We start from the raw sequence: 25,498 nt of genomic DNA on the forward strand, positions 1-25,498 counted from the left end.
CTGGTTGCGACACATCGACCAAGCGGTGCGGTGTTAGAATACTCCCTAATTCGTTCACGCCCGCACCCCGAGAGTTCCATGCTGCCTTTCCGTCGCAAGAAAAACACCACACCCCCCGAATCGAAGGACAAGGCCCCCGCTACCCGGGAGAAGCCGCGCCCGGGGCTGATCGGGAGACTGCGCAATGGCCTCAAGCGCACCGGCAGCGGGATCGGGCTGGTGTTCATGGGCCGCAAATACATAGACGCGGACCTGCTCGAGGAACTGGAGACGCTCCTACTCACCGCCGACGTGGGCATGGAGGCGACCAATCGCATCATTGGCGATCTCACCGACCGGCTCAAACGCAACAAGCTCGACGATATCAGCGCGCTGCACCAGGCCCTTCGCGAGAACATGATGGCAATCCTCGAGCCGGTCGCGCAGCCGCTGGAAGTCAATCGCGACAAGAAACCGATGGTGATCCTGACCGTCGGCATTAACGGGGCGGGCAAGACGACCACCATCGGCAAGCTCGCCGAGCAGTATCGCAACGAGGGCCGGCGCGTCGTGCTCGCCGCCGGCGACACCTTCCGTGCCGCCGCGGTGGAACAACTCCAGGCCTGGGGCGAGCGCACCGGGACACCGGTTATCAGCCAGCCCACCGGATCGGATGCCGCATCGGTCGTCTACGACGCTCACCAGGCAGCCATCGCGCGGGGTGCCGACGTCCTCATCGCCGATACCGCCGGCCGCCTGCACACCCAGAGCAACCTGATGGATGAACTGCGCAAGATCCGGCGCGTACTGGGGAAACAGGACGAGACAGCGCCACACGAGGTCCTGCTGGTGCTGGATGCCGGCACCGGACAGAACGCACTGGCGCAGGCCGAACAGTTCCGTGAAGCCGTCGACGTTACCGGCCTCGCCCTCACCAAGCTCGACGGCACCGCCAAGGGCGGCGTGATCTTCGCGATGGCACAGCGCTTCGGCATCCCCGTACGCTTCATCGGTATCGGCGAGGGCGTCGACGACCTCCGCCCGTTCGATGCCGAGGCCTTCGTGGACGCCCTCCTCGACGAGGCGATCGCGGGGTCCGATGAGGCATGATCCGCTTCGAGAGGGTTGGCAAGCGCTACCCGGGCGGTAACGAGCCGCTGCGTGGACTGGATCTCCACATCGAGCGCGGCGAGCTGGTCTTCATCACCGGCGCCAGTGGCGCGGGAAAGAGCACTCTGCTGAGGCTCATCCCCCGACTCGAACGCCCCAGTCGCGGTCGCGTCGTCATCGACGACGTCGATCTCTCCGGTCTTGCGCGCCGACGGATCCCCTATCTGCGCCGCCGTATCGGCATGACATTCCAGGATCATCGGCTGCTCTATGACCGGACCCTGTTCGACAACGTCGCGCTGCCGCTGGTCATCGAGGGCCGCCCCCACACCGACATTCGGCGCCGGGTCCACGCCGCCCTCGACAAGGTGGGCCTGCTCGACCGCCGCCAGGCCTATCCCGTCACGCTCTCCGGCGGCGAGCAGCAGCGGATCGGCATCGCCCGTGCGATCGTGTCGCGGCCGCCGATCCTGCTGGCCGACGAGCCCACCGGCAATCTCGACCCCGACCTGTCGCGCGAAATCATGCATCTGTTCGAGCAGTTCAACCATGTCGGCGTGACAACCGTGATCGCCAGCCATGACCGCCCCCTGATCGATGCCCTCGGACACCGTCGCATCCACCTCAGCGAGGGACGTGCCGCATGCAACTGAGCGCGGTCATCAGGCGCTGGTCAGGGCAGCATGCCCGGGCGGCGATCAGCTCGCTCGGGCGCATGCGCCTGAAACCGGCCGGAAGCCTGATGACCGGCGCGGCAATCGGGATCGCGCTGGCACTACCCGCCGCGTTCCTCGTGGCAATGGATAACCTCGAATCGGTCATGCAGGACTGGGGCGGGGCGCCCCGCGCCTCCGTTTTCCTCGACTCGTCCACCGAGTCCAGGCAACAGACCGAGACCGCCGGGCAGATCGATCGGCTCGAGGGCATCGGGGCCGTTCGGCTGATCACGCCGGAGGAGGCGCTCGCGGAGTACCGCGACAGCAGCGGGATGAGCGATGCGATCGCGCTGCTCGAGGACAACCCCCTGCCCCCCGTGGTGGTCGCCGAGCTCGCGACGGGCGGCGGCAACGCGGCCATCGATGAGCTGGTGACGCGGATCCGCGAGCTGCCCTCGGTCGATACCGTTCGACTCGACCGGGAATGGCTGGAACGCCTCGGTGCCATCGTTGAACTGGGTAATCGCACGACCGCGCTGATCGCACTGCTGCTGGGACTCACGGTGGTGCTGGTGCTGTTCAACACCATCCGCCTGGACATCGAGAACAACCGGCGGGAGATCGAGATCACGAAGCTGATCGGCGGGACCGACGGGTTCATCCGCCGCCCGTTCCTCTACACGGGACTCTGGTACGGGCTGGCCGGCGGTTTCATCGCCAGCGCCATCCTCGCCGGTGTGGTGATGTATCTTGTCCCGCCGGTCGATCGACTCGCGACGCTCTACGGCAGCGACTTCCGGCCGGCCGGCGCGGGGTTCGCCGGCACGCTGACCCTGGTCGGGAGTGGCGGGCTGCTGGGGCTGGCCGGCGCCTGGCTCGCCGCGGGACGCCGCCTCTCCGCTATCGAGCCGCCGTGATGGAACTCACGTCGCACGCCTGTCTTCCAAGCGACAGTGTTATAATGCACAGAGAATCGACTCGGGAGGGTTGTGATGGACGCAGGCGCCGCACTGGTCAGCACCGACTACAATAAACTGCCGCTACGCGCAGGCAGCGAAAATCACTATATCCAGGCGGTCAACGCGATCCCCGCCCTGGGTGCCGATGAGGAGCATTCGCTGGCCTGTCGCTACCGGGACAATGACGATCTCGAGGCGGCGCGCTGGCTCGTGCTCTCGCATCTGCGCTTCGTCGTGCATATCGCCCGCGGCTACACCGGCTACGGCCTGCCGCTCGCGGATATCATCCAGGAAGGCAACATCGGCCTCATGAAGGCCGTCAAGCGCTTCGATCCCGAAGTCGGTGTCCGGCTGGTTTCCTTCGCGGTGCACTGGATCCGCGCCGAGATCCACGAGTACATCCTGCGCAACTGGCGGATGGTCAAGGTGGCTACGACCAAGGCGCAGCGTAAGCTGTTCTTCAACCTCCGTGGCTCCAAGAAGCGCCTGGGCTGGTTCAACCGCGCCGAGGTCAACGCCGTCGCGGCCGATCTGGGCGTCAAACCCGAAACCGTCCTCGAGATGGAGTCCCGGCTATCGGGCCAGGACGTCGGCTTCGACCCCGTGCCCGAGGCCGATGACGAAGAAACGGTGGCACGCGCGCCCGCCGCCTACCTGACTGATCAGTCGATGGATCCCGCACAGGCGATCGAGAGCGAGGACTGGGAAGACTGGCAGGGCCACGCGCTGACGACCGCGCTGGATGCGCTCGATCCGCGCAGCGAGGATATCCTGCGGCGGCGCTGGCTGAACGAGCACAAGGACACGCTCCACACCCTCGCCGCGGAATACGGCGTCTCGGCCGAGCGGATCCGCCAGCTCGAGAAGAACGCACTCAAAAAGCTCCGTGAGGGCCTCGGCGAGCACGCCCTCGAGGCCTGATCCGGCGCCGTCAGATGAGCCCGCGCTCAGCGAAGCTGACCGGGCGTCCCTCGCCCACCACGAAATGATCCAGTACGCGGATATCGACGGTCGCCAGGGCGTCACGTAGCCGCTCCGTCATCCGCTCGTCGGCCATGCTCGGCTCGGTGACACCGGATGGATGGTTGTGGGCCAGGATCACCGCCGCCGCGTTGAGCCGCAGGGCACGACTGACCACCTCCCGCGGATAGACACTGGCCGCGTCGATGGTGCCGCGGAACAGCTCCTCGAAGCCGATCACCTGGTGGCGGTTGTCCAGAAACAGGCAGGCAAAGATCTCGTGCGGCAGATGTCGCAGGCGTGCGATCAGGTACTGCCGCGTATCCTCCGGCCCGGTCAAGGGCTCACCGCGGGCCAGCTGTGCCTGCAGGTGGCGGCGGCCCATCTCCAGCACGGCCTGCAGCTGTACGTATTTTGCCGGTCCCAGGCCGTGATGACCGGCGAACGTCTCCGCATCCGCCTCGAGCAGCGGCCGCAGGCCACCGAAAGCGGTTAACAGGTGGCGGGCGAGGTCGACCGCCGTGCGTCCGCGCACCCCGGTGCGCAGGAAAATCGCCAGCAACTCGGCATCGGACAGTGCCGATGCCCCGCGCTCGATCAGTTTCTCGCGGGGCCGTTCCGCCGCCGGCCAGTCGGAAATCGCCATGCTCACCTCTTCGTGGCGTTTTCATAGAACCGGCAACAGTGTAGTTTTCCGTCATCCATCCAAGCTGTGAACGCGTTCCGCCATGAACCTCTCCGGTCAACACATCCTGCTGGGAGTGACCGGCGGCATCGCCGCCTACAAGGCCCCCGACCTGGTCCGGCGACTGCGCCAGGCCGGCGCCGAGGTACGGGTGGTGCTGACCGCCGGGGCCCAGGCCTTCGTCACGCCACTGACCTTCCAGGCCGTCTCTCACCAGCCGGTGCATACCGACCTGCTCGATCCCGAGGCCGAGGCCGGGATGGGGCACCTCGAGCTCGCCCGCTGGGCCGACCGGGTCATCATCGCCCCCGCCAGCGCCGACGCCATGGCGCGCCTGGCCCACGGACTGGCGGGGGATCTGCTGACAACGCTGTGCCTCGCGACCCGGGCCCCGATCACGGTTTGCCCGGCCATGAACCACGTCATGTGGCAGGCCGCCGCCACCGTCGCCAACACCGAGACGCTGCGCCGCCGCGGTGTGGATCTGCTGGGACCGATGGACGGTCCCCTCGCGGAGGGCGAGTCCGGTCCCGGACGGCTCATGGAGCCCGCGGATATCGTCACCGCACTGACGGTGCCGGGTGACCTGGCGGGCCGAGCGGTCGTGATCACCGCCGGCCCGACGCGCGAGCCCATCGATGCCGTGCGCTTTATCGCCAACCGCAGCAGTGGCCGCATGGGGTTCGCCATCGCCGCCGCGGCGGCCGCCGCCGGCGCGCGTGTCATACTGGTGGCCGGACCCACGGCCCTGGCGACGCCTCCGGGCGTGACCCGCATCGATGTGGAAACGGCCGTCGAGATGCATGCCGCCGCCCTGCACCACGCCGCCGACAGTGATCTGTTCATCGCCGCCGCCGCCGTGGCCGACTACCGGGTCGCGGCGCCTGCCGATCACAAGGTCCGCAAGGCCGACGCGCCACCCGCGCTCGAGCTGGTCCCCAATCCGGATATCGTCCGCGAGGTGGCAGCGATGGCGGACGGGCCATTCACGGTCGGGTTCGCCGCGGAGACCCACGATGTCATCGACCATGCCCGGGATAAGCTCACCGCCAAGGACCTCGACATGATCGCGGCCAACCAGGTGGGCGCGGGGCTTGGCTTCGAGGTTGGCGAGAATACACTCGAGGTCATCTGGCCGACGGGCCGGAAGACCCTCGGGCCCATGACCAAGGAGCGCCTCGGCGAGGCGCTCCTTGCACTGATCGGGGAGCGTTTCCATGCAGCGCGTTGAACTGCGCATTCTGGATGATCGACTGGGAAGCGATTTTCCGCTGCCCGACTATGCCACCGACGGCGCCGCGGGCATCGACCTGCGCGCCTGCGTCCGGGCCACCACCGTCCTGCAACCCGATGACAGCCAGCTCATCCCGTCCGGCATGGCGATCCATATCGCCGACACCGGGCATGCCGCCGTCATTCTGCCGCGATCGGGGCTCGGCCATAAGCACGGTATCGTCCTCGGCAACGGCGTCGGGCTGATCGACTCGGATTACCAGGGCGAGGTCTTCATCTCCTGCTGGAACCGCAGCCAGACGGCCTTCACGATCGAACCGGGCGACCGTATCGCGCAACTGGTCTTCGTGCCGATCAGCCGCCCGCGCTTCACCACGGTTGAGGCGTTCACCGGCAGCGAGCGCGGTGATCGCGGCTTCGGTCACACCGGACAGCAATAAAAGGGACAACCCACCATGACGATCGATGCCTCCATCCTGCGCGCCTACGATATCCGCGGGCGCGTCGACCAGGAACTCACCGAGACGACCGTCCGGGCACTGGGCCAGGCGATCGGCTCGGCGGCGGCCGATGCCGGGCAGACCGCGGTGGTCGTCGGTTATGACGGCCGCGAGTCGAGCCCGCGACTGGCCGCGTCACTGCGGGCCGGCCTGGTCTCGGCGGGCCGCGAGGTCATCGACATCGGCCAGGTGCCAACGCCGGTCATGTATTTCGCGACCCACTGGCTCGGCACCCAGGCGGGTGTTGTCGTCACCGGCAGCCACAATCCGCCGGAATACAATGGCCTGAAGACCATCATCGATGGCCGTCCCCTCTGGGGCGAGGGCATACAGGCGCTGGGACGGCGGATCGAGCATGGCGAGCTGGCGCAGGGCAACGGCCATGAGCGCCGGGCATCGGTCGTCGCCGACTATAAGCGCCGCATCAGTGGCGAGATCCAGTTGCAGCGACCGCTCAACGTGGTGGTCGACTGCGGCAACGGTATCCCCGGCGCGGTGGCACCGGCCGTGCTGGAGGCGATCGGGGCACGGGTCATCCCGCTTTTCTGTGACGTCGACGGACGCTTCCCCAACCATCACCCCGACCCCACCGTTCCCGAGAACCTCGACGATCTGATCCGGGCCGTGGCCGAGCACGAAGCCGATGTCGGGCTCGCCCTCGATGGCGATGGCGACCGGCTCGGCGTTGTCGACGAGACCGGCCATATCATCTGGGCGGATCGACAGATGATGCTTTATGCCGCCGCTATTCTCGCCGACCGCCCGGGCGAAGGCATCGTCTTCGACGTCAAGTGCAGCGGCCGGCTGGCCGAGGTCATCGAGCGCGCCGGCGGTGAGGCGATCATGTGGAAGACCGGCCATTCGCTGATCAAGGAAAAGCTCCGCGAGACCGGCGCGCCACTCGCCGGCGAGATGAGCGGTCACCTGTTCTTCAACGACCGCTGGTATGGCTTCGACGACGGCATCTATGCCGCGGCGCGACTGCTCGAAATCCTCGCCGCCGACCCGCGCCCCACAAGCGCGATCTTCGCCGAGCTCCCGGAGCCGGTGACCACCCCGGAAATCCGCATGGATCTGCAGGAAGGCGAGCCGCACCGCCTGATGACGGCCCTCATGGAGCGCGCCCAGGCGTTCGAGGACGCGGCAATCACCACCATCGACGGGCTGCGGGTCGACTTTGACGATGGCTGGGGACTGGTCCGGGCCTCGAACACCCAGCCATGCCTGGTCATGCGCTTCGAGGGCACTGACGACGCTGCACTCATGCGTATCCGCGAGCGCTTCGAGGCACTGATTCGGACGTCGGCGGAGGCCACCGGCATTATCGTTTGATTCAGATCAAGAGGCCTGTCCGGTTCGGCTATTCACGTAACGGAACTCCGCCTACGCTCGGGTTATACAGTCGAGCTCAGGAGCGAACCCATGAAGGCCACACATTCCATCCCCATCGCGGTTGCGCTGGGCCTCGCCAGCGGCGCCGCGGTCGCCAACGATGCGCTCCAGGAGCGCGCCCAGATGTTCTTCGATCCGATCCCGGACAGTGCCGCCGGTCACATCGCCGAGCGCAACGAGATGACACCCGAGAAGGTCGAGCTGGGCAAGCTGCTATTCTTCGATCCGCGCCTGTCCGCAAGCCAGACGATCAGCTGCAACACCTGCCATAACGTCGGCATGGGCGGCGATGACAACATCCCCAGTTCCGTTGGCCATAACTGGCAGCGGGGCCCGCGTAACTCGCCCACGATCTTCAACGCGGTGTTCAACGTCGCCCAGTTCTGGGACGGCCGCGCCGAGGATATGACCCAACAGGCCAAGGGTCCGATCCAGGCCGGTGTCGAGATGAACAACACGCCGGACAATCTCGAGGCGACGCTGCAGAGCATCGATGCCTACGTGGACGCATTCGAGGACGCCTTCCCCGATTCGGAGCAGGCAGTCAGCTTTGACAACACGGCCAAGGCCCTCGAGGTCTACCAGGCCACGCTCATTACGCCGGATGCGCCCTTTGACCAGTACCTCAAGGGCGACAAGAGCGCGCTGACGGATCAGCAGATCGCCGGGCTCGACGCCTTCGTCAACAAGGGCTGTGTCGCCTGCCATAACGGCGTCAACGTCGGCGGCCAGGGCTACTATCCCTTCGGCGTGGTCAACCGCCCGGGCGCCGACGTGATGCCCGAGGGGGACACGGGTCGGGCCCAGGTCACGAAGACGGCCGCGGACGAATACGTGTTCCGCTCCCCGTCACTGCGTAACGTCGAGCTCACGGCGCCCTACTTCCACTCGGGCAATGTCTGGAGCCTGCAGGAGGCGGTGTCGATCATGAACGATGCCCAGCTCAACAGCCTGCTGACAGAGGAAGACGTGGTGAACGTCACGGCCTTCCTGCGCTCGCTTACGGGCGATCAGCCCGAGGTGGTCTACCCCGAGCTGCCAATCAGCTCGGAGGATACGCCGATGCCTGATATTCCCGACTACCCGCGGGCCACCAGCGCCGAGGGTTAATCCCGCACCCGGCGCTTGCGTCCCGCCCCCCGGGGCGGGACCATTACACCCCATGAACACCGAGACGACGCCCCCCAGCCAGGTCGCCCACGTCCTCACCGAGGCCCTGCCCTACATCCGCCGTTTTCACGGCCAGACTGTTGTCGTCAAATACGGCGGCAACGCCATGACCGACGACGATCTCAAGCGAAGCTTCGCGCGGGATGTCGTGCTCATGAAGCTGGTGGGTATCAACCCGGTCATCGTGCATGGCGGCGGGCCGCAGATCGGCAGCGTACTGTCGCAAATCGGCAAACAGACCGAGTTCATCCAGGGCATGCGCGTTACCGACGCCGAGACCATGGATGTCGTCGAGATGGTCCTCGGCGGGCTGATCAACAAGGATATCGTCAACCTGATCAATACCCACGGCGGCCGTGCCGTGGGCCTGAGCGGCAAGGATGGCGGGCTCATCAAGGCCCGGCGGCTGACCCTCACCGGCACCGGCGGCCCCGCGGAACAGGCGCCGGAGATCATCGATATCGGCCACGTCGGCGAGGTCACCGGCATCGATCCGGCGCTGATGACGCTGCTCGACGGCGCCGACTTCATTCCGGTGGTCGCGCCGATCGGCGTGGACGAGGATGGTACCTCCTACAACATCAACGCCGACCTGGTCGCCGGCCATCTCGCCCGCACCCTGCGGGCGGAGAAACTGATCCTCATGACCAATACCGCGGGGATCCTGGACGGCAACGGTCAACTCCTGACCGGGCTGGATGCCGAGCGCGTCCGTCAGCTGATCAGCGACGGGACGATCCAGGGCGGGATGCTGCCCAAGGTCGACTGCGCCCTGGAGGCCGTCAACGATGGGGTGGGGGCCGCGACGATCATCGACGGCAGGGTCCAGCACGCGGTGCTGCTGGAGCTGCTCACCGACAGCGGCGTCGGCACGCTAATCCACGGTCAGGCGCCGTAGCGGGCGCGGTAGTCACGCATCGCGGCGAGGTCATCGGGGCGGTCGTCGCGGCGTTCGAGGTATTCCATCAGGGTATCCAGGGTGAGGATGGCGGTGACCGGTACACCGTGCCGCTCGGCCACCTCCCGGGTGGCGGATTGGTCGTGCTGGCCGCGCTCCTGGCGATCCAGCGCCACCAGCACCCCGGCGACAGTGGCACCGGCGGATTCGATTAGCGCCACGCTCTCGGCCACCGAGGTACCGGCCGAGATGACATCATCGACAATCAGCACCCGCCCCGCGAGGGGCGCGCCAACCACTGACCCGCCTTCACCGTGATCCTTTTCCTCCTTGCGGTTGAAAGCCCACGGGCAATCCATTCCGTGGTCCGCCGCGAGTGCCACGGACAGGGCCGAGACGAGCGGAATGCCCTTGTAGGCCGGACCAAACACCATATCGAAGGGGAGCGCGGCGTCGACGATCCGCCGCGCATAGGCCGATCCCAGGCGTCGCAGCGCCTCGCCGGAGCTGAACAGCCCGGTGTTGAAGAAATACGGGCTCTGCCGACCGGATTTGAGCGTGAACGCCCCGAACCGAAGCACCTGCCGGTCGAGGGCGAAATCGATAAGTGCCTGCTGATACGACTGCACGATCGCTAGCCCGTGTTACGCATGCCGGCGGCAATGCCGTTAATGCAAATCATCAACGCCTCGCGCAGATCCTCCTGATGCCCGTGCCGTACCCGATCGAGCAGCTCCACCTGCAGCAGGTTGAGCGGATCGACATAGGGGTTGCGCAGGCCCACCGAGCGCTGCACTACCGGGGCATCATCCAGCGGATTGTCGTGCTGACTGACCTCGAGCACGGTGTAGCGCGTCTCGGCATGCCGCTCGCGCAGCCCCTCGCCCAGCCCGTGCAGGGTCTCCGGCACGAGTCGGGCGTCGTACCAGGCACTGACCGCCGGATCGCTCTTCGCGAGCACCATCTCCAGCATGTCGATGAACGCCCGGAAGAACGGCCACGCCTCGTACATATGATGCAGGGTCTCGCGGTGACCGGCGTCCAGGCTTTCCGCCAGTGCACTGCCCGCCCCCAGCCACGCCGGCAGCAGCAGCCGGGTCTGCGTCCAGGCAAAGATCCAGGGAATGGCACGCAGGCTCTCGACGCCCTGGGTCGGCTTGCGCCGCGCCGGGCGACTGCCGATGGCCAGGTGGCTGATCTCGTGCTCCGGCGTGGCGTGGCGGAAGTACTCGATGAACTCCGGAGTCTCGCGCACCATGCCGCGGTAGACCTCGCAGGAGCGCTCCGCGAGCCGATCCATGATCTCGCGCCAGCCGCTCTCGGGCGGGTTCGGCGGCACAAGCGTCGCCTCGGCAACCGCCGTGATGTAGAGCTCGAGGTTGCGCTCGGCAATGCCGGGCAGGCCGAACTTGGCCTGGATCACCTCGCCCTGCTCCGTGACCCGCAAACGGCCGTCCACCGATCCCGGGGGCTGCGAGAGGATCGCCGCGTGGGTCGGGCCACCGCCACGGCCAATGGAGCCGCCCCGCCCGTGGAAGAGCTTGAGCTTGATGCCGTGGCGACGAGCGCTTTCGACGAGCTGTTCCTGGGTCTGGTAGAGCGCCCAGGCGGCGGTGAGATGGCTCGCATCCTTGCCGGAGTCGGAATAGCCGATCATCACCTCCTGCACCCCGTCGATATGCTCGCGATACCAGTCAATGGCAATCAGCTGATCGAGACAGGTCTGCGCCCCCTGGAGATCGGTCAGCGTCTCGAACAGCGGCACCACGCGCAGCGGCGAGCTGACGCCCGCCTCTTTCTGGAGCAGCTTGACGGCAAGGATGTCCGAGGGCTTCGACGCCATGGAGATGACATAGGCACCCAGTGAGGCCGAGCCCATCTCGGCGATGACACGGCAGGTGTCGAGCACCTCCGTGACCTCTTCATCGGCCTCGAAGCCACGCGGGATCAGGGGGCGGCGGCTGCCGAGCTCGCGGATCAGAAAGCGCTGGCGCTCCTGCTCGTCCCAGACGGCATAGCTGCCAATCCCCAGCGCCTCGGTAAGCGCATTCATGGCATCGGTGTGACGGCTGGATTCCTGGCGGATATCGACCCGCATCAGCGTCAGCCCGAAGACCGCGAGCCGGCGCAGCAGGTCCTTGAGCCGTCCCTCGGCGATAATGCCGGCGCCCTGCTCGTGCAGCGACCGGTAGCAGATCATCAGCGGTTCGCGGAGCTCGTCGGTACGCCAGTAGATCAGCCCGTCCGCCGGCCGCCGACCGGCGAGCTGCGCCTCGAGCCAGTGGCGGGTCGCCAGCAATCGGTCGCGTACCGCCTTGAGCGCGGTCCGGTAGGGCTCCCAGGCATCTCCCACCCAGGCGCGCAGCTCATCGCTCGCGCACTGCAGCGACAGGTCCTCGACCAGTGCATTGACCTCGCGCTCGTAGAGCTCGACCGCCTTCCAGCGATTGAGCAGGCAGACCTCGCGGGTAACGGTGGCGGTGACGCGGGGGTTGCCGTCACGATCGCCCCCCATCCAGGAGCCGAAATGAATCGGCGCGGCTTCCAGCGCCAGCGGCTTGCCGGTCTGGCGCTGGAGCATGCGGTCGAGGCGGCGCAGGAAATGCGGCACCACATCCCAGAGGGTCTGCTCGATCACCGCCATCCCCCAGCGCGCCTCGTCCTGCGGCGCCGGCCGCCGGCGGCGGATCTCGTCGGTCTGCCAGGCGGCGGTGATTTCACGCTTGAGGGCCTGGTGGACCTCCTCGATCTCCTCCGGCGTGGGATCGAGCCGATCCCCATGCCCCAGCAACTCGGCGATGTGGTTGTACTTCTGCAGCAGCGAGCGGCGCATCACCTCGGTGGGATGTGCGGTCAGGACCAGCTCGATGTCGAGACCCGTCACCGTCTCGTGCAGGGAGTCGTTATAGCCGGAGGCCTCCATGCGCTTGAAGAATTCCTCCAGCGAGCCGCGCAGGGGACCGGTCTGGGTATCCCGCACCCAGGCCCGGCTGCGGCGGATGCGATGATGCTGCTCGGCGATATTCGCCAGGTTGAGGAACTGCGAAAACGCCCGCACCACCGGCACGATGAGCTCGTCGGGCAGTTCGGCGAGCCGCTTTTCCAGCGCCCGGGCGGCCGCCTCGTCACCGGCCCGCGCGCTCTTTGCGAGCCCGCGGATCTCCTCCACGGTTTCGTAGACGCGATCGCCCGACTGCTCGTGGATCGTGCTGCCCAGCAGCCCGCCCAGCTGGCGGATATCCTCGCGCAATGGCGCGTCGCTGCGGTTTTCACTCATAGCTGCAGTTCCCCCTTGATCGCGGCATTCTGACCAAAGCGCCAGAGGCGATCAAGAAAGCTTGCCCCGTCCGGCGCGTTCGCCGACGATGCCGCCATGGAGCAAACAACCAAAGCCGCACGGTGGCGCGAGGCCGTCAGGGTCTATCGCCGGCCGAGCGTCCTCGCGATGCTGTTTCTCGGTTTCTCGGCGGGGCTGCCGTTCATGCTCGTGTTCGCCACGCTCAGTGCCTGGTTGCGGGAGATGGATGTCAGTCGCAGCGCCATCGGCTTTTTCAGCTGGGTGGGCATCACCTACTCGATCAAGTTTATCTGGTCACCAGTCATCGACCGCGTCCCCCTGCCCGGGCTGACCCGATACCTCGGGCGTCGACGGGCCTGGATCCTGCTGGGACAGGTGGGTATTGCCACGGGACTGGCGGGGATGGCCTTCGCCGATCCGGCAACGGGACTCCTGCCGGTAGCACTACTCGCCCTGCTGGTGGCGTTTTCCTCGGCGACACAGGATGTCGCCATCGACGCCTTTCGTATCGAGTGCGATATCGACCGCTTCCAGGGCGCGCTCGCCGCCGCCTATCAGCTCGGTTACCGCGTCGCCATCCTCGCCTCCTACACCGGCGCGCTCTACCTGGCCGATCTGGTCAGCTGGCGGGTGGCGTATCTGACGATGGCGGCGTTGATGGGCATTGGCATGATCACCGTCCTCTGGCGCCCGGAACCCGTTAGCGAGAGCGATCGACGCCGGCGCGGCGATGATGAGCACGCCCGGGCATTCGTTGCCCGGCATCCGGAGATGCCGGGATGGCTGCGGGAGTCCATTGCCTGGCTGCTGAGCGCCGTGGTGGCCCCGGTACGCGAGTTCTTCAGTCGCTTCGGGCGCTTCGCCCTGGTGATGCTGGCGCTGGTGGCGAGCTTTCGGATTACCGATATCGCCATGGCAAGCATGGCCAACCCGCTCTATATCGACCTCGGCTACAGCAAGGCGGTCATCGCCAACGTCAGCGGCGCCTGGGGACTGGGGATGACCATTACGGGGGCGCTGCTGGGCGGGTTGCTGACGGCGCGATTCGGCATCCTGCGGCCGCTGCTGGGGGGCGCTTTCCTCGCGGCGATCACCAATCTTCTGTTCGCCTGGATGGCCGGCCAGGGCGGTGCGACCTTTGCGCTGGTGCTTACCATCAGCGCCGATAACCTCTCCGGCGGCATCGCCGGGTCGGTGTTCATCGCCTGGCTGTCGAGCCTGACCAACACGAGCTACACCGCCACGCAGTACGCGCTGTTCAGTTCCCTGATGACGCTGCCCGGCAAGTTCCTGAGCGGGTTTGGCGGGATTGTGGTGGATGCCATCAACTACCCGACCTTCTTTGTCATCTCCGCGCTCATGGGCCTGCCGGCGGTGGGACTGATCATTGTCATCATGAAGCGCGAATCGGCACGCGGCACGGTAGACGCTGTCACACCGAGCGATGGAAAATAGTGTTTTATTGTCTAGGAGCCCGTCATGTCCGAAGCGCGCCATTGCCGCTTGCTGATCCTCGGCTCGGGGCCGGCCGGCTATACCGCCGCTGTCTACGCCGCCCGTGCCAATCTCGAACCGGTCCTTGTCACCGGCATGGAAATGGGGGGTCAGCTGACCACCACCACCGATGTCGACAACTGGCCCGGCGATGTCTCCGGCCTGCAGGGTCCGGACCTCATGGAGCGGATGCGCCAGCATGCCGAGCGCTTCGGCACGGACATCGTCTTTGACCATATTCATACCGCCGAACTCGGCGAGCGTCCGGTCCGGCTGATCGGCGACAGCGGCGAATACACCGCCGATGCGCTGGTCATCTCGACCGGCGCGTCGGCGATGTACCTGGGTCTGGAGTCCGAGAGCCGGTTCATGGGCAAGGGGGTCTCCGCCTGCGCCACCTGTGACGGTTTCTTCTATCGCAATCAGGATGTCGCCGTCATCGGCGGCGGCAACACCGCGCTGGAGGAAGCGATCTATCTCTCGAACATCGCCCGCCATGTCACCATCGTCCATCGCCGTGACCGGTTCCGCGGCGAGAAGATCCTGCAGGACAAGGTTCAGAAGCGCGTCGAGTCGGGGAATATCAGCATTCGCTGGAACAGTACCCTCAACGAGGTGCTGGGGGATGAGACCGGCGTCACCGGGGCCAGGCTCAAGAGCACGGTGGACGGTCAGACCGAGGATGTCGCGCTCACCGGCGTTTTCATCGCCATCGGCCACCGGCCCAATACCGAGCTGTTCCAGGGGCAGCTGGACATGAGCGGTGGATATATCCGCGTACAGAGCGGTCTAGACGGGAACGCGACGGCGACCAGCCTACCGGGGGTGTTTGCCTCGGGCGACGTCATGGACCATGTCTACCGTCAGGCGATCACCTCCGCGGGAAGCGGCTGCATGGCCGCGCTGGACGCGGAGCGCTATCTCGACACTCTCGAACCGATTCAGTGAGGATCAGTATGGAAAAACCGACACATCTCGCCCTCTACGAGCACGACCTCTGCGGCTTCTGCCAGTCGGTCCGCCGTTCCACGCGGGACCTGGATCTGGAGGTCGAGTCGCGCAACATCCTGCGTGAGCCCGACCGTCGCCAGGAGCTCATCGATGGCGGTGGCAAGGGCATGGTCCCGTGTCTGCGGCTCGAATATCCGGATGGACGAGTCGAGTGGCTCTATGAGTCCGCCGATATCGTCGACTATCTCAAGCGCCTCGACGCCGAGGACTAGTCCGGCCAGTCGTACTCGATAGTCAACGGCGCGTGGTCGGAAAACCGGTCGGCGCGGTGGATATGGGAGTCACGCACGCGGGCGCCGATTCCCGGCGTGGTGATCTGGTAATCGATCCGCCATCCGGTGTTGTTCGCCCAGGCCTGGCCACGGAATGACCACCAGGTGTACTCATCGTCGGCGTCATTGACCTGGCGGAAGGCATCGACAAAGCCGGCCTCACCGAGCAGGCGGTCCATCCATTCCCGCTCATGCGGCAGGAAACCCGAATTCTTCCGGTTGGATCGCCAGTTGCGAAGGTCGCGCCAGGTGTGGGCGATGTTCCAGTCGCCACCGATCACGTATTCGCGGCCATCCGCCGCCATCGCCCCGAGGCGCTCGAGTAACGGCTCCATGAACGCGTCCTTGATACCCTGGCGGTGCTCGCCGGAACTGCCCGAGGGCATGTAGAACGACACCACGCTGAGATTACCGAACCGCGCCTCCAGCCAGCGGCCTTCGCGATCGATCTCGGGCAGACCCAGTCCCTCGTGGTAACTATCCGGCTCGCGCAGGCTGTAGACCGCGACACCGCTGTAGCCCTTGCGCTCGGCATCGGCGAAAGCGGCGTGATAGCCAGCCGGGAAATACGGCCCACCCTCGAGCTGGGCGCGCTGGGCCTTGGTCTCCTGGATGCACAGGACATCCGGCCGACGCTCCTCGAGCCATTCGAAAAAGCCCTTTCGCTGCGCGGCACGGATACCATTGAGGTTGGCGGTCATGATGCTCAATGTCATGGCGCAAAGCATAACCGAAGACCGGGGAATGACCCATGCAAAGAAGCACCAATCTGGACGAGGTCTGCTACCCGTTCATCCACGAGATATCCCCGCTCTGCGACTTCGAGGTCATTACCGACGAGCTGTGCGGGAACATCGGCGCCGTCGCCTCCACCCTGCCGGCAGAGATGAGCGATCTGCGTGCCGATCTCGACACCCTCCAGCCGCTGGCCTTTCACCTCAACGGATCGATCCGCGGCCGGCTCGCCGTCGACGAGGCGGATCTCGACTGGGCGAAATCCCGGCTTGCCCGCTACCGGAACGAGGCCGCCGGCCGGGCCGACGGGTTCGTGCTGCCGCGCGGCGATGTGCCTGTCCCGTTCCTCAACCTCGCGCGCTCCGGGGCCAAGAAGGCGATCCGGCAGATGGTGCGCATCGAGGAGGCCGGCATCGAGGTGCCGGAGGTGCTGCCGCGGTTCTGCAACATCCTCTGCAACCTGTTCTTTGCGATGATCCTGGTAATCAACCAGCGCCGCGGGACAACGGAAGTCCCGTTCGTCTCGAAGAGCTACGGGCCGAGGACCCGCAGCGACTGAAACACCGGCCCGTGATCGGTGGCTTGCAGGAAGGCCTCGATGTGAAAGATCCGGGCCAGGTTGTCGGCGGTGAGCACGGCGGCGGGCGCGCCGTCGGCAACGATGCGCCGTTCACCGACCAGGATTAAACGCGTGCAGTGGCGAGCCGCCAGCCCCAGGTCGTGGAGCGAGACCAGCACGGAGCGGCCACTGGCGGCGATACCCGCGAACGTCTCCATCGTCGTGATCTGGTGCGCCGGATCGAGCCCGGCGATGGGCTCGTCGGCCATGATCATCGGCGTCTGCTGGGCCAGGGACCGGGCGATCAGGGCGCGGGTACGCTCACCCGCCGACAGCCGTGTCACCGCGCGGTGCTCGAACCCCGCGAGCCCGACCTCGCGGATCGCCTTGGCCACCTGTTCCAGGTCCGACCTGCCGGGCCGCTGACCCGGCGCCCGGTGCGGCATCCGCCCCAGCATCACCAGCGCCTCGACGCTGATCGGCCAGGCGACACTGCGATCCTGCGGCATCCACGCCACGGTGCGGGCACGGGTGCGATCATCAAGACCGGCCAGCGAGCAGTGTCCCGACGCGGGGATCAGCCCCAGGGCGGCCCGCATCAGCGTCGTCTTGCCCGCGCCATTGGGGCCGATCAGGCCCACCAGCTCGCCGGGCTCGATGGACAGATTGATGTCGCCGATGACCGGCGTGCCGGCCAGTGCCACCGAGAAGTCCCGGAACGTCACCCGCGTCATGCCAACTCCCGCCGTGTCTGGTAGATCAGGTGCAGGAACAGCGGCGCGCCGATCAGTGCCGTTACGACACCGAGCTTGAGATCGGATTCGGGCAGAATCACTCGCACCCCGATATCGGCCAGCAACACCATGGCGGCACCGCCAAGCGCACTGCTCAGCAGCAGCCGTCCGGGCATTGCCCCCACCCAGGGCCGGATCAGATGCGGGACGACCAGCCCCACGAAGCCGATGGTGCCAGCCACCGCAGTACTCGCCCCCACCACCAGCGCCGAGCCGATGATCAGTCGCCAGCGTACCCGGCGCACCCGCATGCCCATCGCCTCGGCGGCGTCCTCGCCCAGGGTGATGGCATCCAGCGGCCGACCGAGGGTGAGCAACAGCACCGCCCCCAGCAGCACAAAGGGCAGCGCCAGCAGGACATGCTCCATGGACCGATCGGCGAGCGAGCCCATCATCCAGAAGACGATTTCGCTGGTGGCGAAGGGATTGGGGGAGAGGTTGAGCACCAGCGACACCATCGCGCTGGCGAGGGCCGAAATGGCGATCCCGGCGAGGATCAGGCTCAGCGTCCCGCCCTGTCGGCCTGCCAGCAGGGTAATCAGCAACACCCCGATCAATGCCCCGACGAGTGCCGCCAGCGGTAGCGCCAGCGGAAACCCCGCCGCCAGCCCGGTCTGAATGGCCAGCACCGCCCCCAGGGCCGCACTGCCCGAAATCCCCAGCAGTCCCGGCTCAGCGAGTGGGTTGCGCAGATAGCCCTGCATCGCCGCCCCCGAAAGCCCGAGGCTGGCGCCGACCATGATCGCGAGCAACACCCGGGGCAGCCGGATTTCGCGCATAACCAGCGCCAGCGGTGTCTCACCGCCGGTCAACAGGGCCTCGAGACTGGTGAGTGGCCCGATGGGCGCCGGCCCCACCACCAGCGAGCCGATGACCAGTCCCACCAGCAGGATCGACAACACCGTCAGCAAGCGGGTCATAGCTCTGCCATGCGCTCGATGGCATCGAGCACCTGCGGAATCCCGCAGACCCAGTCGGCATTACCCAGCCCGCGCTGCACGCCGGCCGGGGCGATCTCGTCGAGGACCGGATGCCGCATCACCGCCTCGGCCCGGGAATAACCCGGCCCGCGGGATCCGGTAATGATCCGCTCCGGCGAGGCCAGGACCAGTTGCTCCAGCGGCAGATGCCCGCCCCGTTCAACACCCAGGTCGCTGGCGATGTTGTCGAAGCCGGCCGCCTCGACGATCGCGCCGATCAACGTGCCATCACCGCGGGTGTAGCCATTGGGAAAGTAGAGCGCAACATCGGTCGCCGGCCTTTCGCGACCGGCGGCCCGGAGGGCGGTCAGCCGTTGGTCGAAGGCCCGAATCAGGGCATCCGCCCGATCCGGCCGGCCCAGCACTTCGCCCATCCGCCGCAGGTTGTCGCGGACATCATCCAGCGAGGTGGCCGGCTCGAATACGGCCACGGGGATCTCGAGCCGCCGCAGCATGGCCACCGTCGCCCCGGCACTGAAGCGACCGGCGATGACCTGATCGGGCTGCAGGAGATGGATCTCCTCGGCCCGGCCATGGTTGGCGGGATACCGCTGCGCCTCGTCGGCCATGGCGGAGTTCGCCGGATCCTGCGCCAGCGCCAATACCGAGACCAGCTGATCCGGCCCGGCCACCAGCATGGCGAGCTGGTCGGTGCACAGGTTCATGGAGACGACACGTTGAGGTGCGTCGTCAGCCGCCAGGGCCGGCATCGACATCGCAATGGCAGTCGGGATCAGCATCCCGCCCAGCCAGCGCCTAAGCCGTTGACCTACCATGTGGTGCGAACACCCACGAAGCCGGCCCGACCGCGGGTGGCATAGCCCCAGACCTCCTGATAGTCCTCGTCGAAGGCGTTGGTGATGCGGGCGGTGAGGTCGACGTTGTCGGTCAGGGAGTATTCGGCCGCGAAATTGACCGTTGTAAAGGACGGAAGCTCTTTAGGCTCAAAACTACCAAAGCCTTCAACGTCTAAAAGATTGTCCACATACCGCAAATCGGCATCCAGAGTGAGAGGAATCTCCGAGGGGCCATAGCGCACACCTAAGTTGATTTCGTTTTCAGGACGACGGGCCTCTGTTTGGTCATCATCGTTTCGAGATTCTGTATAGATGTAACTACCACGCAGTGAAAACTCATCAGTAAGCCCGAGTCGACCAGTTAGTTCTACGCCCCGTCGGTCACTGTCACCCTCGCTATTTACGTATTCAAGATTGCTGTTCGTGGTGATTTCGTTCTCTAGCGCATCGTTAAAGTAAATCAATCCAATGTTGCTGCGCTCACCAACTGTATATTCAAAGCCCACATCGAAGCCCGTATTGGTCTCTGCCTCGAGATTTTCGTTGCCCACATAACGCGCTGGGACTCCACCAATCAGAAAAGTGCCACCGTAGACTTGAAGGAAAGTAGGGTAGACGACTGCACGACCGACCGAGCCATGGAAGCGCAGACGAGCAGTAGCGTCATAGGAAAGAGCCGCATTCCAGGATAGAGCGTCATCGAACTGATCGCTTTCATCGAACCTTGCCCCTGCCTGCAGCCCAAGATCCGGGCTGAGAAACCCGTTGTACTCCAGCGCAACCGACTCGTTTTCACGCTCATTCGATGACGCATCCTCCGAGTCCGTCTTGCGTTCCACCAGCATGCTCAGCAGGTGATCACTCTGATCGACTGCCCGTTCATCCAGTCCGTATTGCAGTCGGTAATTAAGCAGCTCGGTCTGCTTATCCGTTACGGACGAACTCTGGTTGCTGGTCCTGTCCAGTCGAATTCGATGGACTAGCGCTTGACCCAGCATCGCCTTTTCAAGATAGAGACTCCCGAAACGCTCCAGTACTTCGTCCCCCTTGGACGGATCATCAACAACGTAGCCAGACGCGCTCTTAGCTCCACTGTCGGTGTCGTCATAATCGTAATTGCCGGAAGCAATTCGGGTATTAAACCCTACTGTCAAAGAATCGGTGAGGTCGTATTCGCCCTTCGATGTCACCGTTTCCCAGCGGGTGGAGTCCTTTTCGCCCCCTTCGCCACTGAAGTCATATCCCTCGTCATAGAGCTTCGAGGCGGTGAAAGAGAATGTCTTCCGGCCATCACCATGAGTGACATAGGCACTCTCCCGATGTCCCTCACCCACCTCTGCCTCAGCACCGAAAACAGTGCCCTGGCCGGCCTCGCGGGTCACGATATTGATCACACCGCTCGAGGCACCGGTACCGAATGGGACCGACTGTGGCCCGCGTAGAACCTCAATCCGATCGACACTGCCAAGATTCAGAGAGCGCAGGTTATAGCCGTTCGTCACACCGGCATCCACACGCACGCCGTCGACAAGGATCAGGGTCTGGTTGGCCTCCCCTCCCCGAATCCGCACCTGCCGGTCATTCGGGCTGGTGCCGTTGATGGAAATCCCCGGCTGCCCTTCAAGCGCCTGCTGGACGGTGGCATAGCCACGTTCCTCGATGTCGCGGCGGGTTAGGATGGTGTTGGAGCGGCCGTATTCATCCGCGGTGACCGGCGAGATGCCGCCGGAGACGATGATGGGGTCGAGTCGGGTGGTTTCGCTGGTTTGCGCGTACGCAGTCATCGACACACTCGCGGCGAACGCCAGCGCGGTGATGGGGATGGCTTTATCCATGTGATCGAGGCCCTTGGTTTTCGGGCAGGAAGACTCCCGCCGACAGACACACGAGGTCTGCGAAGGCCCTCATCGGACAGCCCACCGCAGACCGGCGACTGTCACCGCTGCGGTAGTGCCGCTTCCCTGGCGCGCCCCGCACCGGAAATGGGTGATCGCTCTGGCAGGTCTCCTGGCTCACGGGTCAACGCTCGGCCCCGCCTTCCCATCACCGCAGCGACAGTGGCATACCAGGGCTTCGCTCTCCGCTCACAGTTGCGGGGGCAGCTGCAGTCTTTCACCGCATTCCCTTTTAATCCGATGCCGTGGCACCGAAACCAGAGTGGTAAAGAGTCTGCAGTGAAGGGATCCGGGCTTCAAGGCGATCAGTGGATACCACTTGCTGCCCGTCAAAGATCAACGCCTAACACGCACTCGTTGAGGTCTGTACAACTGCGGACACTCTTAATGTGGTCGCTGGCCCCGACGACATCATCGAAGGGGACAACTCGGTCCCCTTCGATCTGCTATTAACACTAACCGGGGTTTTCGTTAATAGCGGCTTGCTCAGAAGTCCCAGTCCTCGTCCTCGGTCGCCTCGGCGGTGCCGATGACATACGACGAGCCCGAACCGGAGAAGAAGTCGTGGTTCTCGCTGTCTGGGCTGAGTGCGGCCAGGATGGCGGGATCCACTTCGCAGGCGGTGTCCGGGAACAGCGCCTCGTAGCCGAGGTTCTGCAATGCCTTGTTGGCGTTGTAGTGGAGGAATGCCTTCACGTCCTCCGCCAGCCCCATGCCGTCGTAGAGCTCGTGGGTATAACGCGTCTCGACGTCATAGAGATCGAGCATCAGTGAGTACGCAAAGTCCTTCAGCTCGGCCTGCTCCGCCGCCGAGCGCTGCTGCGCGGCGCACTGGAACTTGTAGCCGATGTAGTAGCCGTGGATGGCCTCGTCACGGATGATCAGGCGGATCAGGTCCGCGGTATTGGTCAGCTTGGCCCGGCTTGACCAGTACATCGGCAGGTAGAAGCCCGAATAGAAGAGGAAGCTCTCCAGGAACACGCTGGCGATCTTGCGCTTGAGCGGGTCGTTGCCGACCTCGTACTTGTCGAGGATCAGCCGCGCCTTGGCCTGCAGATGCGGGTTGTTTTCGGACCAGCGGAACGCCTCGTCCACGTCGTGGGTCGAGCACAGCGTCGAGAAGATGGACGAGTACGACCGGGCATGGACCGCTTCCATGAACGAGATGTTCGTCAGCACCGCTTCCTCGTGCGGTGTCTGCGCATCCGGCATCATCGCCGGCGCGCCCACGGTGTTCTGGATCGTGTCGAGCAGGGTCAGGCCGGTGAACACCCGGATCGTGAGCTCGCGCTCTTCCGGCGTCAGCGTCTGCCAGCTCGACACATCATTGGAGAGCGGGACCTTTTCCGGCAACCAGAAGTTGACCGTCAGCCGGTTCCAGACCTCCAGGTCCTTGTCGTCGATCAGCCGGTTCCAGTTGATCGCGTTGGGTACGCGCAGGAGCGATGTGTCCGATGCCGGCGCGTTGGCCGCTGGCCGGTCCTCGAATGCGGTTTCGATATTAGCTGCCATTTCAATCCTCAAAGGGTGCAGGAAACACAGCCTTCCACCTCGGTCCCCTCAAGGGCCGTCTGGCGAAGGCGAACGTAATAGACCGTCTTGATACCGCGCTTCCAGGCCATGATCTGGGCGCGGTTGATGTCACGGGTCGTGGCTTCGGCGGGGAAGAAGAGCGTCAGGGACAGTCCCTGGTCGACGTGTTCAGTCGCCGCCGCGTAGGTATCGATCAACGCCTCCGGGCCGATCTCGTAGGCGTCCCGGTAGTACTCGAGATTGTCGTTGGTCATGTACGGCGCGGGGTAGTAGACCCGGCCGATCTTGCCTTCCTTGCGGATCTCGATGCGCGAGACGATCGGGTGGATCGACGAGGTCGAATTGTTGATATAGCTGATCGACCCGGTCGGCGGCACCGCCTGCAGATTGCGGTTGTAGAGCCCGTCACGCATCACGTCGTCGCGTAGCGCCGCCCACTGCTCGCGGGTGGGGAGCGAGACGCCGAAGCGCTCGAAAAGCGCGTTGACGGTGTCCGTCTCCGGAAACCAGTCGCGGGTCACGTATTTCTCGAAGAACGACCCGTCGGCATAGGTCGACTGCTCGAACCCGGCGAACGTCTCGCCCTTCTCGCGTGCCAGCGCGTTGGAGGCGCGGATGGCGTGGTAGGCCACCGCCGCGAAGTAGCAGCGGGTGAAATCGATACCCTCTTCCGACCCGTAGTGGATGTGCTCCCGCGCCAGGAAGCCGTGCAGGTTCATCTGCCCCAGGCCCACGGCGTGGGCCTCGTCATTGCCCCGGCGAATGGAGGGGACACTGTCGATGGACGAGGTCTCGGAGACGGCGGTCAGCGCCCGGATCGCGGTATCGACGGTGGCGCCGAAGTCGGGACCATCCATGGTCTTCGCGATGTTCAGCGAGCCGAGGTTGCAGGAGATATCGGTGCCGAGGTGGCGGTACCCCAGGTCGTCATCGAATTCCGAGGCCTCGTTGACCTGGAGGATCTCGGAGCAGAGGTTGGACATCGCGATGCGACCGGCAATCGGGTTGGCCCGGTTCACCGTGTCCTCGAACATAATGTAGGGATAACCGCTTTCGAACTGGATTTCCGCCAGGGTCTGGAAGAACGCGCGGGCGTTGATCTTCTTTTTGCTGATGCGCCGGTCGTTGACCATCTCCTCGTACTTCTCCGTCACGGAGATATCCGAGAAGGGCTTGCCGTAGACATTGGCCACATCGTAGGGCGAGAACAGGTACATGTCCTCGTTCTGCTTGGCCAGCTCGAAGGTGATGTCCGGGATCACCACGCCCAGCGAAAGGGTCTTGATGCGGATCTTTTCGTCGGCGTTCTCGCGCTTGGTGTCGAGAAAGCGAAGGATGTCCGGGTGATGGGCGTTCAGGTAGACCGCACCGGCCCCCTGCCGGGCTCCCAGCTGGTTGGCGTAGGAGAAGCTGTCCTCGAGCAGTTTCATCACCGGGATCACGCCGGAGGACTGGTTCTGGATGTGCTTGATCGGAGCGCCGTTCTCGCGGACGTTGGTGAGCATGAGCGCAACGCCACCGCCGCGCTTGGAGAGCTGCAGCGATGAATTGATCGCCCGGCCGATGGACTCCATGTTGTCCTCGACCCGCAGCAGGAAGCAGGAGATCAGCTCGCCGCGCGATTTCTTGCCGGCGTTGAGAAAGGTCGGCGTCGCCGGCTGGTAGCGGCCATCGATGATCTCGTCCATGAACCGCATCGCCAGTGACTCGTCGCCGCGGGCGAGCGCCAGAGCGACCATGACCACCCGGTCCTCGTAGCGCTCGAGATAGCGCTGGCCGTCACGGGTCTTGAGCGTGTACGAGGTGTAGTACTTGAAAGCCCCGAGAAACGTCGGAAAACGGAATTTGCGGGCATAGGCCGCGTCCCAGATCCGGTGCAGGAAATCGCGCGAATACGGGGCGAGCACGTCGGGCTCGTAGAACCCCTCTTTGAGCAGGTAATCGAGCTTCTCGTCCAGCGAGTGGAAGAACACGGTGTTCTGGTTGACGTGCTGCAGGAAGTACTGCCGCGCCGCCATCCGGTCGGCCTCGAATCGGATCTGACCCTCGTTGTCGTAGAGGTTCAGCATCGCGTTGAGCGAGTGGAAGTCCAGCGTCGTCGCATTGTCCGAGCGCTGGTCGGTCGCCGTGGTGGCGCTATTCTGCGTATCAGCCACTGCCGAAGCGGAATCGTTTACGTGGTCAAGCATTGTTCTTCCCATCTTTGTTTGAGCCCGGTCTGAACCCGGGTAACGTCCGTCGAGGTTCCCGCCAGTTCGAAGCGGTAGAGCACGGGGACCTGGCATTTGCGCGAGATCACCTCGCCGGCAAGCGCGAATGTGGCGCCGAAATTACGGTTGCCGCCGGCAACCACGCCATCCAGCAGTCGGCGGTTGTCGGGATCGTTGAGGAAACGGATCACCGGCTTGGGCACGGCGCCGCGACCCTCGCCGTCGGCATAGGTCGGGCAGACCAGCACGTACGGTTCGGTCGGCCGGGGCATGGCCTGCGCCGAGGTGGACGGCAGGCGGGCCGCCGGGAAACCCAGCGCATCAACGAACCGTGCGGTATTGCCGGACCGCGCCGAGAAGTAGATCACCCGTGTCATC

24 protein-coding genes and 1 riboswitch are annotated in these 25,498 nt (G+C 65.1%); of the genes, 13 read left to right on the plus strand and 11 right to left on the minus strand.

The window, feature by feature from the left end:
* The first annotated feature begins 78 nt into the window (after positions 1 to 78).
* The 4 genes from ftsY (at position 79) to rpoH (ending at position 3,625) form a co-directional block, all read left to right on the plus strand.
* Positions 79 to 1,089 (plus strand): signal recognition particle-docking protein FtsY, encoded by a 1,011-nt coding sequence (gene ftsY, locus EV698_RS07995; RefSeq protein WP_130503562.1) that lies wholly within the window; start codon positions 79 to 81, stop codon positions 1,087 to 1,089.
* Complete coding sequence (gene ftsE / locus EV698_RS08000; RefSeq protein WP_130503563.1) at positions 1,086 to 1,742, plus strand: cell division ATP-binding protein FtsE; 657 nt, start codon at positions 1,086 to 1,088, stop codon at positions 1,740 to 1,742. The genes ftsY and ftsE overlap by 4 nt, the downstream gene beginning before the upstream one ends.
* Entirely contained in the window at positions 1,733 to 2,662 is a 930-nt protein-coding gene (gene ftsX / locus EV698_RS08005) for a permease-like cell division protein FtsX (protein ID WP_130503564.1), read from the plus strand. The genes ftsE and ftsX overlap by 10 nt, the downstream gene beginning before the upstream one ends.
* Before the next feature lie 75 nt (positions 2,663 to 2,737).
* A complete protein-coding gene (gene rpoH / locus EV698_RS08010) occupies positions 2,738 to 3,625 on the plus strand; it encodes an RNA polymerase sigma factor RpoH (RefSeq protein ID WP_130503565.1) in 888 nt (295 codons plus the stop codon).
* Between the two features lie 10 nt (positions 3,626 to 3,635).
* On the opposite strand, the gene radC is transcribed toward rpoH, so the two are convergent.
* Positions 3,636 to 4,310: a RadC family protein gene (gene radC / locus EV698_RS08015; RefSeq protein WP_130503566.1), complete on the minus strand. Its 675-nt coding sequence runs from the start codon at positions 4,308 to 4,310 to the stop codon at positions 3,636 to 3,638.
* A gap of 82 nt (positions 4,311 to 4,392) precedes the next feature.
* On the opposite strand from radC, the gene coaBC reads away from it, so the two are divergent.
* The 5 genes from coaBC (at position 4,393) to argB (ending at position 9,542) form a co-directional block, all read left to right on the plus strand.
* Positions 4,393 to 5,580, plus strand: a complete 1,188-nt coding sequence (gene coaBC / locus EV698_RS08020; protein WP_130503567.1) for a bifunctional phosphopantothenoylcysteine decarboxylase/phosphopantothenate--cysteine ligase CoaBC — start codon at positions 4,393 to 4,395, stop codon at positions 5,578 to 5,580.
* Positions 5,567 to 6,022: a dUTP diphosphatase gene (gene dut / locus EV698_RS08025; RefSeq protein WP_130503568.1), complete on the plus strand. Its 456-nt coding sequence runs from the start codon at positions 5,567 to 5,569 to the stop codon at positions 6,020 to 6,022. Before coaBC ends, dut begins: the two co-directional genes overlap by 14 nt.
* A 15-nt stretch (positions 6,023 to 6,037) precedes the next feature.
* Entirely contained in the window at positions 6,038 to 7,414 is a 1,377-nt protein-coding gene (locus EV698_RS08030) for a phosphomannomutase/phosphoglucomutase (protein WP_130503569.1), read from the plus strand.
* A 90-nt stretch (positions 7,415 to 7,504) separates the two neighbouring features.
* Positions 7,505 to 8,584: a cytochrome-c peroxidase gene (locus EV698_RS08035; protein ID WP_130503570.1), complete on the plus strand. Its 1,080-nt coding sequence runs from the start codon at positions 7,505 to 7,507 to the stop codon at positions 8,582 to 8,584.
* Positions 8,585 to 8,636: 52 nt separating this feature from the next.
* Entirely contained in the window at positions 8,637 to 9,542 is a 906-nt protein-coding gene (gene argB, locus EV698_RS08040; RefSeq protein WP_130503571.1) for an acetylglutamate kinase, read from the plus strand.
* Here the strand turns inward: argB and pyrE are convergent.
* Both pyrE and ppc read right to left on the minus strand, forming a co-directional pair.
* The gene (gene pyrE / locus EV698_RS08045; protein ID WP_130503572.1) at positions 9,530 to 10,171 is read right to left on the minus strand and encodes an orotate phosphoribosyltransferase; all 642 of its coding nucleotides are present in this window, start codon (positions 10,169 to 10,171) and stop codon (positions 9,530 to 9,532) included. The genes argB and pyrE overlap by 13 nt on opposite strands.
* A gap of 5 nt (positions 10,172 to 10,176) precedes the next feature.
* The gene (gene ppc / locus EV698_RS08050; protein ID WP_130503573.1) at positions 10,177 to 12,819 is read right to left on the minus strand and encodes a phosphoenolpyruvate carboxylase; all 2,643 of its coding nucleotides are present in this window, start codon (positions 12,817 to 12,819) and stop codon (positions 10,177 to 10,179) included.
* Positions 12,820 to 12,915: 96 nt separating this feature from the next.
* Here ppc and EV698_RS08055 point away from each other — a divergent pair, with 96 nt between their 5' ends.
* From EV698_RS08055 to EV698_RS08065, 3 genes are read left to right on the plus strand one after another with little or no spacing between them, the layout of a single operon-like run.
* Positions 12,916 to 14,295 carry an AmpG family muropeptide MFS transporter gene (locus EV698_RS08055; RefSeq protein WP_130503574.1) on the plus strand — a complete coding sequence of 460 codons (1,380 nt, stop codon included), beginning with the start codon at positions 12,916 to 12,918 and terminating at the stop codon, positions 14,293 to 14,295.
* Positions 14,296 to 14,319: 24 nt separating this feature from the next.
* Entirely contained in the window at positions 14,320 to 15,282 is a 963-nt protein-coding gene (gene trxB / locus EV698_RS08060; RefSeq protein ID WP_130503575.1) for a thioredoxin-disulfide reductase, read from the plus strand.
* An 8-nt stretch (positions 15,283 to 15,290) separates the two neighbouring features.
* Positions 15,291 to 15,557: a glutathione S-transferase N-terminal domain-containing protein gene (locus EV698_RS08065; protein WP_130503576.1), complete on the plus strand. Its 267-nt coding sequence runs from the start codon at positions 15,291 to 15,293 to the stop codon at positions 15,555 to 15,557.
* Here EV698_RS08065 and EV698_RS08070 read toward each other — a convergent pair.
* Positions 15,554 to 16,333 carry an exodeoxyribonuclease III gene (locus EV698_RS08070; protein ID WP_130503577.1) on the minus strand — a complete coding sequence of 260 codons (780 nt, stop codon included), beginning with the start codon at positions 16,331 to 16,333 and terminating at the stop codon, positions 15,554 to 15,556. The genes EV698_RS08065 and EV698_RS08070 overlap by 4 nt on opposite strands.
* 35 nt (positions 16,334 to 16,368) lie before the next feature.
* Between EV698_RS08070 and EV698_RS08075 the strand changes: the two genes are divergently transcribed.
* Complete coding sequence (locus tag EV698_RS08075) at positions 16,369 to 16,911, plus strand: ATP--cob(I)alamin adenosyltransferase (protein ID WP_130503578.1); 543 nt, start codon at positions 16,369 to 16,371, stop codon at positions 16,909 to 16,911.
* Here the strand turns inward: EV698_RS08075 and EV698_RS08080 are convergent.
* The 7 genes from EV698_RS08080 to nrdI all read right to left on the minus strand — a co-directional run bounded on the left by EV698_RS08080 (position 16,884) and on the right by nrdI (position 25,497).
* A complete protein-coding gene (locus tag EV698_RS08080) occupies positions 16,884 to 17,645 on the minus strand; it encodes an ABC transporter ATP-binding protein (protein WP_130503579.1) in 762 nt (253 codons plus the stop codon). The two genes, EV698_RS08075 and EV698_RS08080, sit on opposite strands and share 28 nt — an antisense overlap.
* Positions 17,642 to 18,625 (minus strand): FecCD family ABC transporter permease, encoded by a 984-nt coding sequence (locus EV698_RS08085; protein ID WP_130503580.1) that lies wholly within the window; start codon positions 18,623 to 18,625, stop codon positions 17,642 to 17,644. Before EV698_RS08085 ends, EV698_RS08080 begins: the two co-directional genes overlap by 4 nt.
* Positions 18,622 to 19,425 carry an ABC transporter substrate-binding protein gene (locus tag EV698_RS08090; RefSeq protein WP_130503581.1) on the minus strand — a complete coding sequence of 268 codons (804 nt, stop codon included), beginning with the start codon at positions 19,423 to 19,425 and terminating at the stop codon, positions 18,622 to 18,624. Before EV698_RS08090 ends, EV698_RS08085 begins: the two co-directional genes overlap by 4 nt.
* Positions 19,426 to 19,454: 29 nt before the next feature.
* The gene (locus EV698_RS08095) at positions 19,455 to 21,317 is read right to left on the minus strand and encodes a TonB-dependent receptor plug domain-containing protein (RefSeq protein ID WP_130503582.1); all 1,863 of its coding nucleotides are present in this window, start codon (positions 21,315 to 21,317) and stop codon (positions 19,455 to 19,457) included.
* Between the two features lie 145 nt (positions 21,318 to 21,462).
* A riboswitch (cobalamin riboswitch) is annotated at positions 21,463 to 21,654 on the minus strand.
* Positions 21,655 to 21,863: 209 nt separating this feature from the next.
* Positions 21,864 to 22,889 carry a class 1b ribonucleoside-diphosphate reductase subunit beta gene (gene nrdF / locus EV698_RS08100; RefSeq protein WP_130503583.1) on the minus strand — a complete coding sequence of 342 codons (1,026 nt, stop codon included), beginning with the start codon at positions 22,887 to 22,889 and terminating at the stop codon, positions 21,864 to 21,866.
* Positions 22,890 to 22,897: 8 nt separating this feature from the next.
* Positions 22,898 to 25,066, minus strand: coding sequence for a class 1b ribonucleoside-diphosphate reductase subunit alpha (nrdE, locus tag EV698_RS08105; RefSeq protein ID WP_239016235.1), 2,169 nt, complete (start codon positions 25,064 to 25,066; stop codon positions 22,898 to 22,900).
* Positions 25,067 to 25,083: 17 nt separating this feature from the next.
* Positions 25,084 to 25,497, minus strand: a complete 414-nt coding sequence (gene nrdI, locus EV698_RS08110; RefSeq protein ID WP_130503585.1) for a class Ib ribonucleoside-diphosphate reductase assembly flavoprotein NrdI — start codon at positions 25,495 to 25,497, stop codon at positions 25,084 to 25,086.
* Position 25,498: the final 1 nt, after the last annotated feature.

It is taken from the genome of Spiribacter vilamensis, assembly GCF_004217415.1.
GTDB classification, from domain to species: Bacteria; Pseudomonadota; Gammaproteobacteria; order Nitrococcales; family Nitrococcaceae; genus Spiribacter; species Spiribacter vilamensis.

Bases quoted from the DNA above. Each gene is read 5' to 3' on its own strand.
- EV698_RS08075 (WP_130503578.1), top strand. From the start codon at position 16,369: ATGCAAAGAAGCACCAATCTGGACGAGGTCTGCTACCCGTTCATCCAC.
- nrdI (WP_130503585.1), bottom strand. From the start codon at position 25,497: ATGACACGGGTGATCTACTTCTCGGCGCGGTCCGGCAATACCGCACGG.
- EV698_RS08030 (WP_130503569.1), top strand. From the start codon at position 6,038: ATGACGATCGATGCCTCCATCCTGCGCGCCTACGATATCCGCGGGCGC.
- ftsY (WP_130503562.1), top strand. From the start codon at position 79: ATGCTGCCTTTCCGTCGCAAGAAAAACACCACACCCCCCGAATCGAAG.
- ftsE (WP_130503563.1), top strand. From the start codon at position 1,086: ATGATCCGCTTCGAGAGGGTTGGCAAGCGCTACCCGGGCGGTAACGAG.
- ftsX (WP_130503564.1), top strand. From the start codon at position 1,733: ATGCAACTGAGCGCGGTCATCAGGCGCTGGTCAGGGCAGCATGCCCGG.
- EV698_RS08035 (WP_130503570.1), top strand. From the start codon at position 7,505: ATGAAGGCCACACATTCCATCCCCATCGCGGTTGCGCTGGGCCTCGCC.
- coaBC (WP_130503567.1), top strand. From the start codon at position 4,393: ATGAACCTCTCCGGTCAACACATCCTGCTGGGAGTGACCGGCGGCATC.
- EV698_RS08080 (WP_130503579.1), bottom strand. From the start codon at position 17,645: ATGACGCGGGTGACGTTCCGGGACTTCTCGGTGGCACTGGCCGGCACG.
- EV698_RS08095 (WP_130503582.1), bottom strand. From the start codon at position 21,317: ATGGATAAAGCCATCCCCATCACCGCGCTGGCGTTCGCCGCGAGTGTG.
- EV698_RS08090 (WP_130503581.1), bottom strand. From the start codon at position 19,425: ATGCTGATCCCGACTGCCATTGCGATGTCGATGCCGGCCCTGGCGGCT.
- nrdF (WP_130503583.1), bottom strand. From the start codon at position 22,889: ATGGCAGCTAATATCGAAACCGCATTCGAGGACCGGCCAGCGGCCAAC.
- trxB (WP_130503575.1), top strand. From the start codon at position 14,320: ATGTCCGAAGCGCGCCATTGCCGCTTGCTGATCCTCGGCTCGGGGCCG.
- dut (WP_130503568.1), top strand. From the start codon at position 5,567: ATGCAGCGCGTTGAACTGCGCATTCTGGATGATCGACTGGGAAGCGAT.
- EV698_RS08055 (WP_130503574.1), top strand. From the start codon at position 12,916: ATGGAGCAAACAACCAAAGCCGCACGGTGGCGCGAGGCCGTCAGGGTC.
- ppc (WP_130503573.1), bottom strand. From the start codon at position 12,819: ATGAGTGAAAACCGCAGCGACGCGCCATTGCGCGAGGATATCCGCCAG.
- EV698_RS08065 (WP_130503576.1), top strand. From the start codon at position 15,291: ATGGAAAAACCGACACATCTCGCCCTCTACGAGCACGACCTCTGCGGC.
- rpoH (WP_130503565.1), top strand. From the start codon at position 2,738: ATGGACGCAGGCGCCGCACTGGTCAGCACCGACTACAATAAACTGCCG.
- EV698_RS08070 (WP_130503577.1), bottom strand. From the start codon at position 16,333: ATGACATTGAGCATCATGACCGCCAACCTCAATGGTATCCGTGCCGCG.
- EV698_RS08085 (WP_130503580.1), bottom strand. From the start codon at position 18,625: ATGACCCGCTTGCTGACGGTGTTGTCGATCCTGCTGGTGGGACTGGTC.
- radC (WP_130503566.1), bottom strand. From the start codon at position 4,310: ATGGCGATTTCCGACTGGCCGGCGGCGGAACGGCCCCGCGAGAAACTG.
- argB (WP_130503571.1), top strand. From the start codon at position 8,637: ATGAACACCGAGACGACGCCCCCCAGCCAGGTCGCCCACGTCCTCACC.